The organism is Candidatus Enterococcus courvalinii, from assembly GCF_017315945.1.
In the GTDB taxonomy this organism is placed as follows: domain Bacteria; phylum Bacillota; class Bacilli; order Lactobacillales; family Enterococcaceae; genus Enterococcus_B; species Enterococcus_B courvalinii.
Window position 1 is genome coordinate 1 of the sequence record NZ_JAFLWI010000015.1, and the last position, 17,280, is coordinate 17,280.

Genomic DNA, 17,280 nt, shown 5'->3' on the forward strand with positions numbered 1-17,280 from the left:
CGACCTTTTCTTGTTGCTTTTGCTATATAATAAAAAAGAAGGATCCACAAAGATCCATTTCTCAGCGATGCAGGTGATGGGACTCGAACCCACACGAGCGAACGCTCATACGACCCTCAATCGTACTTGTCTGCCAATTCCAACACACCTGCCTAAGATAGAAATGCAAGACTACTAACGGTAAACGGCATGTCTGCCGTTCCATCACGTCTGCAAAATAAATAACAAAATAATCATAGCGATGATTGCATCAGATGTCAAGATAGAAAGTAGTGGAAAGCAAATGAAAAAATATGATGGTGAGTTTTCTGGACTAGGAATGATAGCCGGACTTTTAATTGGGCTAGCAAAAGGAAATCTTTTATTTGGCTTAATGCTTGGAGTTGTTTGTGGTGTGGCAATGGATTGGGGTGCTAATTTGTGGAATGATTATCAGCAAAATAAAAAGAAAGATGAGTAAAAGAATCAAAGTTTATAAAGTAGATTTCTTGAAATTTGCTGGTATATTTATACGTGATAGAGTATGATATTGGATAACTTGGTAAATAACTATCGATGATATAGTCAGAAGTTTCTAACTTTTTGAAATGAGGGATCGAAGAAGATGAGAGAATTTGAAAAGTCCAACAAATTAGAAGGTGTCAGCTATGATGTACGTGGCCCAGTTCTTGAAGAAGCAGACCGCATGCAAGAAGAAGGAATCAGCATCTTGAAATTGAATACGGGAAATCCTGCGCCATTTGGTTTTGAAGCACCCAATGAAGTAATTCGTGACTTGATTATGAATGTGCGTGAATCAGAAGGGTATTCTGATTCAAAAGGAATTTTTTCTGCAAGAAAAGCGATTCAACAATATTGTCAATTAAAAAAATTTCCTAATGTCACGATTAATGACATTTATACAGGTAATGGTGTTAGCGAATTGATTTCTATGTGTATGCAAGGACTGTTAGATAATGGTGACGAAGTGTTAGTACCAATGCCAGATTATCCTTTGTGGACAGCATCCATTGCACTTGCAGGAGGAAATCCAGTTCATTATATTTGTGATGAAGAAGCGGAATGGTATCCAGATATTGCAGACATCAAAGCCAAGATCACTAGCCGCACGAAAGCAATCGTAATTATCAATCCAAACAACCCAACAGGTGCTCTTTATCCTAAAGAGCTATTAGAAGAGATTGTTGAGATTGCTCGTCAAAATGATTTAATCATTTATTCAGATGAAATTTACGATCGTTTAGTAATGGATGGGTTAGAACATATCTCCATTGCGACTTTAGCGCCAGACTTATTTGTTGTGACGCTAAATGGTCTTTCAAAATCTCATCGAGTAGCAGGTTTCCGCGTAGGGTGGATGGTACTTAGCGGAGACAAGTCGCGAGTTCAAGGATATATTGAAGGCTTAAATATGTTGTCTTCAATGCGCTTGTGTTCCAATGTTTTGTCCCAGCAAATCGTTCAAACTGCTTTGGGTGGTTATCAAAGCGTAGATGAATTATTGCTACCTGGTGGTCGGATTTACGAACAAAGAGAATATGTCTACAATGCAATCAATGATATTCCGGGATTATCAGCAGTGAAACCTAAAGCAGCATTTTATATTTTTCCCAAAATTGATACAAAACGTTTTAATATTTTTGATGATGAAAAGTTTGTACTTGATTTCTTGCATGAGCACCATATTTTGCTTGTTCACGGTGGCGGATTCAATTGGCATCAACCTGACCATTTCCGAATCGTTTATTTACCAAAATTAGATGATTTGAAGGTCATGGCTGGGAAAATGCGAGAATTTTTGACGACTTATCAACAAAAATAATGACAATTCTTAGTGAATTGTTTTGCTAGCCAAACAGTTTAGAAAAGTCTGTGGCATTGAAAATGTCGCAGCTTTTTCTTTGTTGTGAAAAAAGTTAGCAAAAAATAAGTGAGTAATTTTCTTTCCCAAGAAAAGATGAAACAGCCCTTTTCTTGAAGTTTACTCATTCGTAAAGTAAAATACTGATATCATGCGAGTGCGCATATTTTTGGGAGGATACATAATGGAAACGTTTGTCGATTCCTTTGGGACAATTATCAAGACAATACGAAAAGAACGAAACATGACACAAAAAATGCTTTCTCAAGGTATTTGTTCTCAAAGTGTTTTAAGCAGAATTGAAAATAATGAAGAATTGCCAAATGTTCTGGTAATGGCACAAATTTGTCAACGGTTGGGTGTGACCATTGATCATGTGATGACACTGTCACATGGAGATATTCGTAAAAATTTACAACAGTTAGACTTATTGGATTTTTACTTTCAAAGGCGTGACTATCGCAAATTAGCACAGCTTTTGAAAAATAATGAAGTCAAAAGTAGTCTTTACTCAGACGCTGATTACCAACGTTACTATTACTATCTAGGTGTATGTGAATTTTATCTAGAAAAAAATATTTCCCAAGCAGTCTGCTACTTAAAAGAAGCATTGACTTATTCGAGTCATAGTGACCATGTGCATGTTTCTGATACGGAAGTTCAGTTGATTAGTGCAATTGGTAAGATCTATGGGGTTGCAGGAAGACCAACGGAAGCACGCTATTATTTGAGTAAAAGTATCCAACTTTTTCAACAATCAGTTGAGACACGCGTCAAAAGTGAATTGTCACAAATCTTTTATAACTATGGCACATTTTTATTTCAACAAGGAGAAATTGATGTGGCACTTGAGCATGTTAATCGAGGTATTCGTTGGACACAAGAAAAAAACAGTTATTACTTTTTAAATGATTTGTTTGCACTAAAAAGTTTGATTTATAAAAAGAAAGATGAACCACAAAAAGCAGCTTTTTATGAAGAATTGGCGCAAGCTGTTCGAAAGATTTCAAAAAACTCATAAATGGTGTAGACCATTATTGACTTTTGATAGAAATAAGAGTACCTTAAGGGTAGAAAATCAAAGGAGCGAGTTAGAATGAGAACTTTTATTTATGCTGACAAATTCTTTTTATCGTCAGGTGTAAAAAATGCCGGTTACCTAGAAATTACGGATGGACTATTTGGTGTGTATTCACAAGAATTACCAGATGGAGAAGCAAAAGTAATTGATCAAAGTGGTAAATGGATTGCACCTGGTTTAGTTGATACACACATTCATGGGTACATGAATCACGACGTAATGGATAATGATGCTGAAGGTATCAAAGTTATGTCTGAAGGATTATTATCTTGTGGAGTAACTTCTTTCTTACCAACAACCTTGACTTCAAGTAAAGAACGCTTGAAAGATGTAGCAGAAACAATCGGAAAAATGTACCAAGAAGCTCCAGGAGCAAAAATCAAAGGAATTTACTTTGAAGGACCTTTCTTTACAGAAGAACATAAAGGTGCCCAAAACCCTAGTTACTTTGGTGATCCAGACTTGAATACTTTCCATGAATGGCAAGAAGCTTCAGGTGGATTAATTAAAAAAATCGCTTTAGCGCCTGAACGTCATGGTGTAGAAGATTTCGTTAAACAAGTAACAGATGAAGGTGTTGTTGTCTCATTAGGACACAGTAACGCAACAATTGACGAAGCTCAAAAAGCAGTGGAAGCAGGAGCTAGTGTCTTCGTTCATGCTTACAACGGAATGCGCGGATTGAATCATCGTGAACCAGGTATGGTTGGTGCATTGTTATCATTAGAACATGTCTTCTCAGAACTAATTTGTGATGGGCATCATGTGCATCCGAATGCTGCTGAAATTTTGATGGAAAAAGCAGGTCACGACCATGTTGCGTTGATTACTGACTGTATGATGGCAGGCGGAATGCCAGATGGAAATTACAATCTAGGAGAATTCCCCGTAGTTGTGGCAGAAGGAACAGCTCGTTTAGAATCAGGTAACCTAGCTGGTAGTATTTTACGACTAAAAGAAGCAATCAAAAACGTTGTTGACTGGGGAATCGCAACACCAGAACAAGCAGTTATGATGGCTAGTTTAGTACCAGCAATCAGCTGTAAGATTGATGATTCTTGTGGGAAAATCGCTCAAGGACGCGATGCAGACTTTATCGTATTGAATCCTGATATGTCACTTGAAGCAACTTATTTAGATGGTGTGGAACGTTACCACGCATAAAAATCTTTTAAGAAAAAAAGGTGAAACAAAACGTACATGCGTTTTGTTTCACCTTTTTTGTTTTTATTTGGAATATTTATTTTTTGAAAAAAGTTTCAATCGAATTTTTAGAATTTGCATACTTTATTATGAGAGAAGAAAATGTGTTGTCATAATACAAAATATCTTCTTTGACATGAGAATGAGGAATCATGATTACCTCTTGCTCACTTGCTAAGAGATAGTCACCATCAATTGTGCGAGCAACTAATTCGTAATGGTCGAGCATCTGCTGATACTCAGTGGGAGTTATCGTTAAAACAGATGGCGTTGCGGCTAGACTTTTTTGCAGATAGTCTGTAGATGGGAAAAGCACTAATTCGCCAATCGTTTCGACTTTTTCTTCTTGAAGCCATGCGATCGTTTTAGTTAATGTTTGGTTACGCAGAATTTCAAACATAGAATCACCTACTTCTGATTTGGAATTTCAACTTTGAAGTTGATCGTTGTATTTGGACTCAGTCCTTGGGCTTCGAGCGTTACACTTTCTGGAATCAATTCATTTTTTGTGTAGTTTGGTGTGACACGATAGCGAATGGTTTCACCTTTGTTAAGTGCTTGTCGAATTTCTAATTCATAATAATTCATGTACGGATCATTAACTGGAAATTGATAAAGGGTGACTAAGTTCTTTTTTTCATCACCACTTCCACCAAACTGTTTAGCAATCAAGTGACCTCTTGAATGATCATATTTTGGACCAGAAACAAAACCCGGTGGACGAATTTCTCGGTTGGCACCAGTACCAGTATTGATCATTTTTTTCTTGATTAGTGCGTCCGCACCTGTAGGACGGTTAAGACGATCAAGAGAGTGGTAGGTAATCCAACCATTCTGGTTGTCTTTTAACTCATCTGCTGAAAAAGTCGCATGACCTAATTCTTTTGGACCAGAATTATTTCCAGTAGGAGCTAGATCTTCTTTAGTTGGTAATTCATTTTGTGTATGCTGTTGGGTTACCTGCTCTTGCGTAGCAGAAGAAGGTGTTGATGGATCATTTGAAGAAGTTAGATCCAATCCCAGCCAGCTAGCAACTCCTACGATCAATAAGGTAAGTAGTGTACCTAAAAGTTTGTTCATATTTTTCATTTTTTCACCTCGCTTTTCAGTATAGGTGAAATAGATTGTTTAGAACAGTAAAATTTATTACTAGTGACAGTGAAAAGTCGTAAAGTGCTGTCTTGAAGTCATAAAGTACCGATTTTCAGTCACAAAATATGGTGTACACACTTATTGATAATTGGTATGATAGGAGATAAAAGGAGGCGCTTTATGTTTGGGGGGATCGCATTAGAAACGATTTATTGGTATACGCTACTTATTTGTGCCGGAATCGCAGTTCTTTTAGTTGTTTTTGGCGATATTTTTGATTTTGATGGCCCGCTAGATCCAATGCTGTTAGTACCTTGGTTAGCATTTACAAGTCTATTTGGTTATTTAGGCGAAAGCTTAACTGAATGGTCGTCAGTTTTGATTTTTGTGATTAGTGCTGCCATTTCAAGCGTATTGGTATTTTTACTAAATTTTTATATTTTGATGCCAATGAAGAATGCAGAAGCAACATTATCTTCGTCCGAAAAAACATTAGAGGGACAAGTTGCACAAGTTGTTACACCAATTCCAATCACAGGAATGGGCGAAATACAAATTCAAAGTGTAACAGGGTCAATCAATCGACCAGCTTGTTTTTATACAGAACAGGAAACAATGGCTCAAAGAGGAACAAAAGTGTTGATTATCGAAGTGAAAGACAGAGTATGTTACGTCATACCTTATGACGGAATGCTAAAATCTTAAGGGAGTGTGTTGAATGGTTATATCAGGAGCTTTTTTATCAGTTGCAATTGTTATCTTTATTCTATTGATGCTTTTAATCGTTTTCGTATCAAAGTATCAGACAGCAAAACCCGATGAAGCGTTAATTATCAGTGGTAGCTATTTAGGAAAGAAAAATGTCCATACTGACGAAAGTAATAATAAAATCAAAATAGTCCGTGGTGGTGGGGCATTTGTTCTACCTGTTTTCCAACGTTCTAACCGAATTAGTTTACTTTCTAGTAAGTTGGATGTCTCTACACCAGAAGTATACACAGAACAAGGTGTACCTGTTATGTGTGATGGAACATCGATCATTAAAATCGGTTCATCTGTGGAGGAAATTGCCACAGCAGCAGAACAATTTTTAGGAAAAACAACCGACGAACTAGAAAATGAAGCGAGAGAAGTTCTTGAAGGTCATTTACGTTCAATCTTGGGTTCGATGACAGTAGAAGAAATTTATCAAAATCGTGACAAATTCAGTCAAAGTGTTCAAGAAGTTGCTTCTGTTGATTTAGCAAAAATGGGTCTGATCATTGTGTCATTTACGATCAAAGAAGTTCGCGACAAGAACGGCTATCTTGATTCATTAGGGAAGCCAAGAATTGCTCAAGTGAAGCGAGATGCAGAAATCGCAGAAGCCGAAGCATTGAAAGAAACACGAATCAAAAAAGCACAAGCTGAAAAAGAATCACAAGCTGCAGAATTACAACGACAAACAGAAATCGCTGAATCAGTAAAAGAAAAAGAATTAAAATTAGCAACCTACAAACAAGAACAAGATGTTGCTAAAGCGAAAGCAGACCAAGCATATAACTTAGAAAGTGCCCGTGCACAACAACAAGTTATTGAGCAAGAAATGCAAATGAAAGTTGTTGAAAGACAAAAACAAATTGAATTAGAAGAAAAAGAAATCATACGTCGAGAAAAACAATACGATTCTGAAGTGAAGAAAAAAGCAGACGCAGACCGTTATGCGAAGGAACAAGAAGCACAAGCACAGAAAGTAAAAGAAGTAACGGAAGCAGAGGCGGAACGCTTTAGAGTGGAAGCTTTAGCAGAGGCGCAAGCAAGTCAAACTCGTTTGGCTGGTCAAGCCGAAGCCGAAGCAATCTTAGCAAAAGGGAAAGCTGAAGCCGAAGCAAAACAAAAAATTGCTGATGCCTTTAAAGAATACGGTGAAGCTGCCGTGTTAAGCATGGTGATCGAAATGTTACCACAATTGATGCGTGAAGCAGCACAACCACTAGGAAATATTGAAAAAATTTCTGTTGTTGACACAGGAAGTGGATCTGGTGAAAATGGTGGAGCGAATCGAGTAACAGGATATGCAACAAACTTATTAGCATCCACGCAAGAAACATTGAAAGCAACAACAGGTTTGGATTTAAAAGAAATTATTGAAAACCTTTCAACAAAAGGGACTTCAAGTCAAGTAAATTTGTATGAAGGCGACTCAAAACCAACAAATAGTGACGAAATATAGTTAATTAATCAAAGGACCACTGCAAAATGTTCAATCATTTTACAGTGGTCTTTTTGTGGACGAGTGTTTATTTTTTTTGTTTCTCGATTTGTTTTTCAATTTCTACTAAGTTTTTTCGTAAAGTACGCTCCTTTTTTTGTAACTCGACTAAGTCTTCAGCCAATTCCTTTTTCTTCTCATCTTCTGGTGGTCGGAGAATAAAATTGATTCCTAGAGCGATAAAGGTTCCGATAAAGGTATCGAATACTCGTTGTAATGCGTAGAGCGTGGATTCACCTTGTGGAATACTTAAAGAAATCATTAACAAAGTAGAAATAGCCGAAATGATTCCAGAATTGTTGTCAATACCATCTGAAACGACAATGGTTACGATGACCAACACAGGTAACAAGAATAATTCAACTAAAAAATCATTGTGAAAGTAGTGTTTAATGAAGAAAAAGATGATAGCTAAAACACCGCCAATGGAATTCCCAATGACCCGAGAGCGGCCAAATGAAACAGTAGATGTTAAATCTTGACGTAAAGAAAAAACGGCTGACAGCGCAGCAATCAAAGGATTGCCTCGCTGAAAGAAGTGAAAAACTAACATACAGATGAAAACAGCTAGTGCACTTTTTATAGTCCGCATACCGAGGCGGAAACGACCGATTTGCATAACTTTTTCTCCTTTAATCCCTTTTTTTAATCATAACGAATCTTCTGCGTGTTTGCTAGTTTTTAGCGTAGAGGTTTAGTATAATTGGATGAAAAAAGGGGGAAATGTATGCGGATTGGTATGCGAACGATAAAAACGGTAATTAGTGCAACACTCGCGATGCTGCTTGCCAGCAGCTTGCCTTTACTTTATTGGCCTTCAGCCGGGATTATCGCCGTTTTGAGTGTTGGCAATACGAGAAGGTCGACGATAATGACGGGTGTCGATCGTTTCATTGCTTTCATTTTAGCGACGGTCGTTGCTTTTTTTAGCTTTAAGTTCCTTGGTTTTTCTCCAATTGGGTTCGGCTTATTTTTGCTTCTTTTTATTCCGCTAGCAGTTCAATTTAAGTTAACTGAGGGAATCGTAGTGAACTCTGTTTTGGTTACGCAGTATCTAGTTGAGCGAAGCATGGCGATACCACTAATTATAAATGCATTAGGATTGATGGTGATTGGCGTAGGCTTAGCTTTAATAGCAAATATTTACATGCCTAATGCCGAAAAGCGGCTCCAAGAAAATCAATTAGTGATTGAGGTTGAATTTCGCCAGCTGTTACAAGAAATGGCTGATTCATTATTAAAAGAAAAGAAAGAACGACATATCGAAGAAGATTGCCAACAATTATTAGCGTTTATTCGAACAAGTCAGTTAGAGGCTCGAAATCATCATGAAAATGATTGGGTCAGACAAGAAGGGTATTATGAAACGTATTTTTCAATGAGACGAGCACAATTGAATGTGCTAAATAATATGATCCAGAATTTAGAGCGAATTGAGTCACCAAATCCATATAGTGAGCAAATTTATGGCCTACTAATTTACACAGCTGAAACATTCGCTGAAGAAAACGATGGTACGCTCATTATGAAAAGAATCCATGAAGTCTATGCTGAATATCGACAAATGCCTTTACCACAAAAACGAGCAGAATTTGAGAACCGTGCAGAGCTATTTCAGTTTTTACAATCATTTAAAAGTTTTATTGAAATCAAAGCAGAATTTGCCCAGCAAAACCAACAAAGTAACATATAAAAAGGTCAAGACAACTCTGTCTTGACCTTTTTGAATTGTTAAGCTTTTTGCCAATGCATTTGCATTTGATCCAAAATGTCAATGACATCTTTGGTTAAATAAAGTGAGCGATTAGGTAATTCACCTTCGATCATCTGTATCATGTTGGCAATTTCATAATTTAAAGCTTGTGAAGTGCTGCCACTTTCGATAAATTCTTTTGTACCATCGACATAAGTGATTTCGGCACGATCTGCACGTGGATAATCTGTAATTGTAATGTAGCCATTTTCATAAGCCACGATCCCAACTTTAGGCATTTTTGCTCTGAAAGTTAGGCTAACAGTTGCTAATTCGTCCTGATCATTTCGTAAAATCGTAACGGATTGTTCATCAACACCTGTTTCAAAAGGAATCATAGTCGAAGCAATTACTTCTGGTTGAGCGGTTAAAAAGAAGCGTGCAAACGAAACCGCGTAAGTGCCAATATCAAGCAAAGCACCTCCGGCCAGATCTGGATTGAAAAAACGATTAGTAGGATCTGGTTCTTTTGCACTACCAAAAGGAGCCTGGATCATTTTTAACTTACCTAATTTTTTGCTATCTACTAGTGAATGAAGACGTTGATAAAGAGGCATGTTAAAGATGGTCATTGCTTCAGCAAGAATTAATCCTTTTTCCTCTGCTAGCTTCATTGCTTCAGATAACTCTGCAGTATTCATTGTAATTGCTTTTTCGCATAAAACATGTTTTCCTGCTTCTAACGCTGCTAAAATATGTGAAATGTGTTGACGATTTGGCACCGCTATATAGATGATATCAATCTCGTCATCTGCCAGAAGATCTTGATAACTTCCATAAGCTTTTTCAATCCCATAATCTGTTGCAAATGCTTGCGCTTTGGCTAGTGAACGAGAAGCAACTGCAGTTAATTTGCTTGAATTTTGATTAAAATTTTCAGCGAATTCTTTTGCAATCGTTCCTAAGCCGATAATTCCCCATTGATATTTTTTCATGAGAGATATCTCCTTTTTCGATAGTTAAATAGGTGCAGCTTACTTATTAAGTATAGCAAAGTTTGCTTTGATGTTAAGAAAAAGTGTTTAATCGATAAAAAAAGTTGAAGGCGCAGTGAAAAAGATGATTTTTTTTCTGAATTTAAGTAAAATAAAATGAGGAGGGGATTCGGATGCATCAAGTATATATTGACCTTATTATAAGTGTGTTATTAGAACAATTTGAATCAGAGCAATTTTTCTTAGACGAGTACCTACTAATCGATAAAAAAGAATGGGACGCATGGAAAAAAGGTGAAAAGAATTTACCATCTGAAGCGATGCAAAAAGTAAAAAACCTTTTTACGGATTATGAATGGATGTTGACTCAAAAAATTTTAAGACAAACAATTATTTTTCCAGAAAAAAGAACGATTGCTGTTGCAGAGTACAAACAAATCAAGACACGAATTGCCCAGAAGTGGTTACACAGTGGTGTTGCTGACGTTGAATTGATCCCGTTAAAAAATGAACAACATCCTAGCAGATACCTTGACTTGAAAGTGAGTATTCACTATGATGAATGGGGCTATGACGATATTTTGAATTTCCGATTGCCAGCGGATATTCAACAACAAATCGAAGGCGAGAAAGTGGAACTTTTAGACTGGGTGAATGAAAATCTTGAAGAAACCTATGTCCACGAAGGAAACGCTGAGTATTAAGGGGAATGAAAGGATTTTTTAAGTGAAGAAAATTTTAGGTTTTGCTTCAGTCATTATTATGATTGGCGCGATGGGCTACATTTTTATGTCAGACCATAATGCTGGCGAAGTTGAGGCGACAAGACAAACAGAAGTAAAAAAAGCTGCTAAAAGTCCTAAAAAAGGGCTTGCCAGTATTACCGATACGACTGAAAGTTCATCAACAACGGAAAAAAGTAAACAAAAGACAAAGACAAAGACGACAGCAGAATTACCTGATGTTAGTCCGGATGACTGGAAGTTAGTATTGGTTGGACCAGAAAATAAGTTGGAAACCGAAGTCGATGAATCAAGTCAATTAACAGCATTATCAAATGGTTATTTGATTGACAAGAGAATTGAATCTGATTATCAAGAATTTGCCCAGGCAGCTCAAGATGCTGGTTATCCACTTGTTATGGTTTCAGCATTTCGTTCAGTAACATCACAAGAGCAAGTATTCGCGCAACATGTCCAAGAAGTAATGGCACAACAAGGAATTACTGAAGACGCAGCAACAAAAATCACGAAACAAACGATTACTGAGCCAGGTTATAGTGAACACCACACGGGTTTAGCTGTCGACGTAGTGGATGAGGATTGGTACAACAATTATCCTTCAACTGTTTTGGAAGCAAGTTATGGTGATCAACCAGGAGCAAAATGGATTGCAGAAAATTGTGCTAAATATGGCTTTATTGTTCGATACCCAAAAAATCGTGAGGATATTACAAAAATCACTTATGAACCTTGGCACCTTCGTTATGTAGGGAAAGAAAGTGCTGAATATATCACGAAAAATCAGTTGACGTTAGAAGAATATTTGAACGAATTAAATGAAAAGTAGGAACATAGATGGCAATTAAAAAATTCAAAAGTCGTCGACGGAAAAAAGCACGCTTCATCGTTTTATTGGCAGGTAGTTTGCTCATCTTATTTGCCTTTTTTGCTTCTTTAAGAGGATTAATGACGCCCCTTGTCGATCATTCGGCCGAGCAAGAAGCACAATCTCATCAGGAATTTGTCCAACAACTTGTTCCTCATGCACAAGAATTACAAAATGCTTACGGGATCTTGCCAAGTATTATTCTAGGACAAGCGATTCTGGAATCGAATTGGGGAAAAAGTACGTTAGCGAGCGAATACAAAAATTTATTTGGAATCAAAGCATACGGTGATCAAAAAAAAGTTAGTCTTGAAACGAAAGAATATGTCAATGAAGCATGGATTACGATTCAAGGTGAATTCCGTGTATATGATACATGGGAAGAATCCATGGACGATCATACGCAACTGTTTGTCCAAGGAGTTGATTGGAATCCAGCTTTGTACGAAAAAGTGATCACAGCAAGTAATTACCAAGAAGCTTCGCAAGCCTTACAAGATGCGGGATATGCAACAGATCCTACCTATGCACAAAAGATTATTCAAGTAATTGAGACTTATCATCTTGATCAATATGATCGTAGATAACGATAACGCGGAGAGGAAGTGGCAGGATGGCAGAATTTGTTCCTGAAATCATGACAGAATTAAGGAAAGATATTGTTCGTGTACCAGAAGTTATTTTACAAGCAAGTGGAATTAAAGTTTTTGGTAAAAAAATTCGATCAATTATTTTTACAACGGATATTGCGATTATTAGAAACACGAATGCGAATGCAGTAATCGCCGTTTATCCTTTTACACCGCACCCAGCAATAACAAAAAGTATTATTGAAGCTGCGGACATTCCGGTATTTTCTGGTGTGGGTGGCGGTTTGACGCAAGGAGCTCGTTCTGCTTATATGAGTATGTTTGCTGAAGCGCAAGGTTCTTTAGGAGTTGTCTTAAACGGACCAACACCATTAGAAACGGTTCAAGAAGTTTGTCGAATCGTTGATATTCCTGTGGTCAGCACGGTGACCTCTAAATATACAGAGCTTGATGAAAAGTTAGAAGCAGGCATTTCAATCATCAACATTAGTGCTGGTAAGGAAACTGCAGAAACTGTTCGTTATTTCCGAGAAAAGTATCCAGAACTACCAATTATTGCAACAGGTGGTCCCACAGAAGAAAGTATCTTGGAAACAATCGAGGCTGGAGCGAACGCTATCACTTATACACCACCAACTAACGGTGAATTATTCAGTGCGAAAATGGATAAGTATCGTCAGCTTGAAAAAGAAAATCATCAAGAATAAAAGAAAACTTGTAAAACGCGTAGCAAATAAAATTGTTTCGCGTTTTTCTTTTTTTTTTAGATGAAAGTGACTAAAAAGACGAACAAACCATGAAAATGATGAAAAAAGATTAGATTTTAGAAAATTTTTATTGAAAGCACATTGTCAGTTTCAGTAAGTAGTGTTAGACTATTTTCAATCTTTAATCAATCGAATTTTGTTTAAAAGGAAAACTTTTAGAAAAAAATGATTGATTTACCTGAGGAACCTGTTAAAAAAACAACTCCTCTGGCTTCAAACATCTTATCAAGCTATTGTATATTACTGACTTGTCAGTTCTACATACCTACTTATATATCGTCATAATATGGATGACAGTTTCTAGCCAATACCGTAAAAATTGGACTATAAGTAAAAGAGTGGACAACACACCCTTTTTTGCTTATTTTAAAAAGTAGAAGGGTGTTTTTCTATATCAGAATTTTTTATGATAGAAGTGTGGATGAAGAAGCTATTAATTGAACAAAAAATTAAGGAAAAGGGGCAAAAAAAGTGAAAGAATTAGTTGAACGCATCAAAAATGATGGGCGTGTATTGGGTGAAGGTGTGTTAAAAGTTGATAGCTTTGTGACTCACCAAGTAGATCCAGTTTTGATGGAACAAATGGGTCAACGTTTTGCAGAAGTATTTAAAGACCAAGGAATTACTAAGGTGGTAACGATTGAAGCTTCTGGAATTGCTCCTGCTTTATATGCTGCAAAAGAATTGGGCGTACCAATGATTTTTGCTAGAAAAGCAAAAAGTTTAACAATGGACGAGGAACTCTTAACAGCTTCTGTCTATTCTTTCACCAAACAAGTAACAAGTACGATTTCAATTTCACGAAAATTTTTATCAGAAAATGATAAAGTCTTGATTATCGATGATTTCTTGGCGAATGGACAAGCTGCCAAAGGATTGATTGAGTTATGTCAACAAGCTGGAGCAGAAGTTGAAGGAATCGGAATTGTCATTGAAAAATCTTTCCAAGATGGACGAGAATTACTTGAACAAATGGGCTTGCGTGTTGTTTCATTAGCACGTATCGCTTCCTTATCAGATGGTCAAGTTGAGTTTCTTGAGGAGGATGCATAACATTGGAAAAAGAAACGCAAAATGGGAAAGCAGCAGTCTTAGGGTTACAGCATCTATTAGCGATGTATGCAGGAGCAGTTGCTGTACCATTACTGATAGGAACAGGTCTTGGCTTTAATCAAGAGCAAATGACTTACTTGATTTCAATTGATATTTTTATGTGTGGGTTAGCTACTTTACTGCAATTGACTGTCAATCGTTTCTTTGGAATTGGTCTGCCCGTTGTTTTAGGTTGTGCAATTCAAGCAGTAGCTCCATTGATTTTGATTGGCACGGACAAAGGTGTTGGTGCAATTTATGGTTCGATCATCGCATCTGGAATTTTTGTGGTTTTAGCTGCAGGGTTCTTTTCTAAAATCAAAAAGTTATTTCCACCACTTGTAACGGGAACAGTCATTACAGTCATTGGCTTGACTTTGATCCCTGTAGCCATTGAAAAAATGGGTGGCGGTAGCGCTGCGGCTACAAATTTTGGTGATAAAACCAATTTATTGTTGGCCTTTGTAACGATTGGCTTGATCGTTGGTGTCCAAATGCTTGGTAAAGGATTTATTCGCTCTATTGCTGTATTGATTGGCTTAGTTGGCGGGAGTTTATTAGCTGGCTTGATGGGAATGATTAACTTAGACGCAATTGGTCAAGCACCGTTGTTCCATGTACCACAACCATTTTATTTTGGAAAACCAACCTTTGATATCTGGTCAATTTTGTTAATGATTATTATCTCGATCGTAAGTATGGTTGAGTCAACAGGTGTTTATTTTGCACTTGGTGATATTACTGGCAAAAAAGTTGGTGAAGAAGAGCTGAAAAAAGGTTATCGTGCTGAAGGATTAGCAGTTATTTTAGGCGGGATCTTCAATACATTTCCTTATACTGGTTTTTCTCAAAATGTTGGGTTAGTTCAACTATCTGGAATCAAAACAAGAAAACCAATTTACTTTTCAGCTGCATTCTTAATTATCTTAGGTCTGTTTCCAAAAATTGGTGCGATTGCTCAAATCATTCCTGAACCTGTACTTGGTGGTGGGATGTTAGTAATGTTTGGAATGGTAGCGGTGCAAGGGATTCGTATGTTATTAGATGTCGATTTTGACAATGATAAGAATTTATTGATTGTTGCTGTTTCAATTGGTTTTGGATTAGGTTTCAACATCATGCCTTCTTTATTCGGACAGCTTCCTGAAACAATCCAAATGTTCACTGGTAACGGAATTGTTATGAGCAGTGTTACAGCGATTGTTTTGAATTTGGTTTTTAATGGTATTAAAAAAGATGAAGCAATTATTGAAGAGGCATTCGAAAAATAAAAATAAAAATAAAAGTAGCAAAAAAATTAGTTTTTGTTGCTTTTATTTTTTTACCTAAAAACAAACACGAACGTTTAATGTTTATACTTCTATAATATTCGATTTTTGTTTGACGTTAGAAAAGTCAGTTGTTAAAATATGAATGTATTGTAGCAGAGAGGGGAAAAAAATCGTGGAAGTTTCAGTCATTATGGGAAGTATTTCAGATTGGGAAACAATGAAATTTGCTTGTGATATGTTAGATGAATTTGGTGTTTCATATGAAAAAAAAGTTGTATCAGCCCACCGTACGCCAGATTTAATGTTTCAATTTGCGAAAGAAGCAAGAGGAAGAGGAGTTAAAGTAATTATTGCAGGTGCAGGAGGTGCAGCCCATCTACCAGGAATGGTTGCCTCACAGACGACATTACCAGTCATTGGTGTACCTGTCCAATCACGAACATTAAATGGCTTGGACTCGTTATTATCTATTGTTCAGATGCCAGGTGGTGTACCAGTAGCGACGACAGCAATTGGAAAAGCTGGCGCAATTAACGCTGGACTACTTGCGATACAGATGCTTTCAATGTATGATTTAGAATTGGAAGCTAAATTGGCTGAAAGACGTTCAATGATGGCTGAAACTGTTATAGAAAGTAGTGATCAACTTGGTTAAACCATTACTGCCTGGATCAACAATCGGGATTGTCGGCGGCGGTCAATTAGGTCGAATGATGACAATTAGTGCAAAAGAAATGGGCTTTAAAGTAGGCGTATTAGATCCTGTGAGTGGTTGCCCAGCAGCTCAGGTAGCTGATTGGCATATCGAAAGTTCCTATGATGATACTTTTGCGTTAGAAGAACTTGCTAGACGAACAGATGTCATTACCTATGAATTCGAGAATGTAAGTGTGGAAGCACTTAATGCTATTTTACCAAAATCATTTATTCCTCAAGGAACGGACTTGTTGGCAATTACTCAAGACCGACTCTTAGAAAAATCATTTTTAGAAACAAATAATATTGTGATCGCACCTTATGCAACAATTGTGAGCCCAACAGATATTCAAGATGCAATCGACGGGATTGGTTATCCTTGTGTCTTGAAAACAACGCGCGGTGGGTATGATGGAAAAGGTCAATGTGTATTGTATAGTCGTGCTGACTTAGCACCAGCAATGGATCTATTACGAAAAGGAACGTGTGTGTTGGAAGCGTGGATTCCTTTTGAAAAAGAAATTTCTGTTATGGTGGCTGGTAATGGTCAAGGAGAGTATACAACATTTCCTGTGGTGGAAAATGTCCACCGAAATAATATCTTGCATGAGACAATTGCGCCAGCTCGTGTGCCTGCTGAAGTAGTGGAGGAAGCTGAGCGAATCGCAAAAGTAGTTGCAAAAGCAGTGAATTTATCTGGTGTTTTAGGTGTCGAAATGTTTTTGACTAAGACTGGTGGCTTATATGTCAATGAGCTAGCGCCAAGGCCACATAATTCTGGACACTATTCAATTGAAGCTTGTTCAATGAGTCAATTTGATGCACACATTCGTGGTATTTGTGGTTGGCCATTAAGTAAGATTCGCTTACTAAGCGACGCTGTCATGGTCAATGTGTTGGGCGAACAGCTGTTAGAAAGTTATCGTTTGATTGAGAAAAAGCCAGATTGGCAATTTCATTTTTATGGAAAAAGCCAAGCGCAAAAAGGACGGAAAATGGGTCATATCACCATTTTGACTGAAGATACGCATGAAACGCTAGAAGAAATCTATCAAACCAACATTTGGGACTAAAGGAGAA

Annotated in this window: 19 protein-coding genes, 1 tRNA gene and 1 riboswitch; of the genes, 15 read left to right on the plus strand and 5 right to left on the minus strand. The window is 37.2% G+C overall.

Going from position 1 to position 17,280, the window contains the following annotated elements; all coding sequences use genetic code 11:
* Positions 1-68: 68 nt before the first annotated feature.
* Positions 69-152: transfer RNA gene (locus tag JZO71_RS09315), tRNA-Leu, on the minus strand.
* 131 nt (positions 153-283) lie between these two features.
* Between JZO71_RS09315 and JZO71_RS09320 the strand changes: the two genes are divergently transcribed.
* The 4 genes from JZO71_RS09320 to nagA all read left to right on the plus strand — a co-directional run bounded on the left by JZO71_RS09320 (position 284) and on the right by nagA (position 4,106).
* The gene (locus tag JZO71_RS09320; RefSeq protein WP_206899224.1) at positions 284-460 is read left to right on the plus strand and encodes a hypothetical protein; all 177 of its coding nucleotides are present in this window, start codon (positions 284-286) and stop codon (positions 458-460) included.
* Between the two features lie 144 nt (positions 461-604).
* Positions 605-1,822, plus strand: a complete 1,218-nt coding sequence (locus tag JZO71_RS09325; protein WP_206899225.1) for a pyridoxal phosphate-dependent aminotransferase — start codon at positions 605-607, stop codon at positions 1,820-1,822.
* A gap of 223 nt (positions 1,823-2,045) precedes the next feature.
* Positions 2,046-2,882 carry a helix-turn-helix domain-containing protein gene (locus JZO71_RS09330; protein ID WP_206899226.1) on the plus strand — a complete coding sequence of 279 codons (837 nt, stop codon included), beginning with the start codon at positions 2,046-2,048 and terminating at the stop codon, positions 2,880-2,882.
* A gap of 75 nt (positions 2,883-2,957) precedes the next feature.
* Positions 2,958-4,106 (plus strand): N-acetylglucosamine-6-phosphate deacetylase, encoded by a 1,149-nt coding sequence (gene nagA / locus JZO71_RS09335; protein ID WP_206899227.1) that lies wholly within the window; start codon positions 2,958-2,960, stop codon positions 4,104-4,106.
* A gap of 76 nt (positions 4,107-4,182) precedes the next feature.
* Here the strand turns inward: nagA and JZO71_RS09340 are convergent, their stop codons facing one another.
* Positions 4,183-4,545 (minus strand): hypothetical protein, encoded by a 363-nt coding sequence (locus JZO71_RS09340; RefSeq protein WP_206899228.1) that lies wholly within the window; start codon positions 4,543-4,545, stop codon positions 4,183-4,185.
* 8 nt (positions 4,546-4,553) lie between these two features.
* Complete coding sequence (locus JZO71_RS09345; protein ID WP_206899229.1) at positions 4,554-5,234, minus strand: DNA/RNA non-specific endonuclease; 681 nt, start codon at positions 5,232-5,234, stop codon at positions 4,554-4,556.
* Between the two features lie 183 nt (positions 5,235-5,417).
* Here JZO71_RS09345 and JZO71_RS09350 point away from each other — a divergent pair, with 183 nt between their 5' ends.
* Both JZO71_RS09350 and floT read left to right on the plus strand, forming a co-directional pair.
* The gene (locus JZO71_RS09350) at positions 5,418-5,942 is read left to right on the plus strand and encodes an NfeD family protein (protein ID WP_206899230.1); all 525 of its coding nucleotides are present in this window, start codon (positions 5,418-5,420) and stop codon (positions 5,940-5,942) included.
* 13 nt (positions 5,943-5,955) lie between these two features.
* Positions 5,956-7,449, plus strand: a complete 1,494-nt coding sequence (gene floT / locus JZO71_RS09355; protein WP_206899231.1) for a flotillin lipid rafts scaffold protein FloT — start codon at positions 5,956-5,958, stop codon at positions 7,447-7,449.
* A gap of 67 nt (positions 7,450-7,516) precedes the next feature.
* Here the strand turns inward: floT and JZO71_RS09360 are convergent, their stop codons facing one another.
* Positions 7,517-8,107 carry an FUSC family protein gene (locus JZO71_RS09360; RefSeq protein WP_206899232.1) on the minus strand — a complete coding sequence of 197 codons (591 nt, stop codon included), beginning with the start codon at positions 8,105-8,107 and terminating at the stop codon, positions 7,517-7,519.
* 108 nt (positions 8,108-8,215) lie between these two features.
* Here JZO71_RS09360 and JZO71_RS09365 point away from each other — a divergent pair, with 108 nt between their 5' ends.
* Positions 8,216-9,181 (plus strand): aromatic acid exporter family protein, encoded by a 966-nt coding sequence (locus JZO71_RS09365; protein WP_206899233.1) that lies wholly within the window; start codon positions 8,216-8,218, stop codon positions 9,179-9,181.
* 38 nt (positions 9,182-9,219) lie between these two features.
* On the opposite strand, the gene JZO71_RS09370 is transcribed toward JZO71_RS09365, so the two are convergent.
* Positions 9,220-10,185, minus strand: coding sequence for a Gfo/Idh/MocA family protein (locus JZO71_RS09370; protein ID WP_347401344.1), 966 nt, complete (start codon positions 10,183-10,185; stop codon positions 9,220-9,222).
* 164 nt (positions 10,186-10,349) lie between these two features.
* Between JZO71_RS09370 and JZO71_RS09375 the strand changes: the two genes are divergently transcribed.
* The 8 genes from JZO71_RS09375 (at position 10,350) to purK (ending at position 17,273) form a co-directional block, all read left to right on the plus strand.
* A complete protein-coding gene (locus JZO71_RS09375; protein WP_206899235.1) occupies positions 10,350-10,880 on the plus strand; it encodes a hypothetical protein in 531 nt (176 codons plus the stop codon).
* A gap of 22 nt (positions 10,881-10,902) precedes the next feature.
* On the plus strand, positions 10,903-11,745 hold the full coding sequence (locus JZO71_RS09380) for a D-alanyl-D-alanine carboxypeptidase family protein (RefSeq protein ID WP_206899236.1): 843 nt from the start codon (positions 10,903-10,905) through the stop codon (positions 11,743-11,745).
* A gap of 8 nt (positions 11,746-11,753) precedes the next feature.
* The gene (locus tag JZO71_RS09385; RefSeq protein WP_206899237.1) at positions 11,754-12,371 is read left to right on the plus strand and encodes a glycoside hydrolase family 73 protein; all 618 of its coding nucleotides are present in this window, start codon (positions 11,754-11,756) and stop codon (positions 12,369-12,371) included.
* Positions 12,372-12,397: 26 nt separating this feature from the next.
* The gene (locus JZO71_RS09390) at positions 12,398-13,081 is read left to right on the plus strand and encodes a beta/alpha barrel domain-containing protein (protein ID WP_206899238.1); all 684 of its coding nucleotides are present in this window, start codon (positions 12,398-12,400) and stop codon (positions 13,079-13,081) included.
* A gap of 309 nt (positions 13,082-13,390) precedes the next feature.
* Positions 13,391-13,488, plus strand: a riboswitch (purine riboswitch).
* A gap of 124 nt (positions 13,489-13,612) precedes the next feature.
* Positions 13,613-14,194: a xanthine phosphoribosyltransferase gene (locus JZO71_RS09395; protein ID WP_206899239.1), complete on the plus strand. Its 582-nt coding sequence runs from the start codon at positions 13,613-13,615 to the stop codon at positions 14,192-14,194.
* Between the two features lie 2 nt (positions 14,195-14,196).
* Positions 14,197-15,504: a nucleobase:cation symporter-2 family protein gene (locus tag JZO71_RS09400; RefSeq protein ID WP_206899240.1), complete on the plus strand. Its 1,308-nt coding sequence runs from the start codon at positions 14,197-14,199 to the stop codon at positions 15,502-15,504.
* A gap of 142 nt (positions 15,505-15,646) precedes the next feature.
* Positions 15,647-16,159 (plus strand): 5-(carboxyamino)imidazole ribonucleotide mutase, encoded by a 513-nt coding sequence (gene purE / locus JZO71_RS09405; RefSeq protein ID WP_206899241.1) that lies wholly within the window; start codon positions 15,647-15,649, stop codon positions 16,157-16,159.
* Complete coding sequence (gene purK / locus JZO71_RS09410; RefSeq protein WP_176694876.1) at positions 16,152-17,273, plus strand: 5-(carboxyamino)imidazole ribonucleotide synthase; 1,122 nt, start codon at positions 16,152-16,154, stop codon at positions 17,271-17,273. The genes purE and purK overlap by 8 nt, the downstream gene beginning before the upstream one ends.
* The last annotated feature ends 7 nt before the right edge of the window (positions 17,274-17,280 follow it).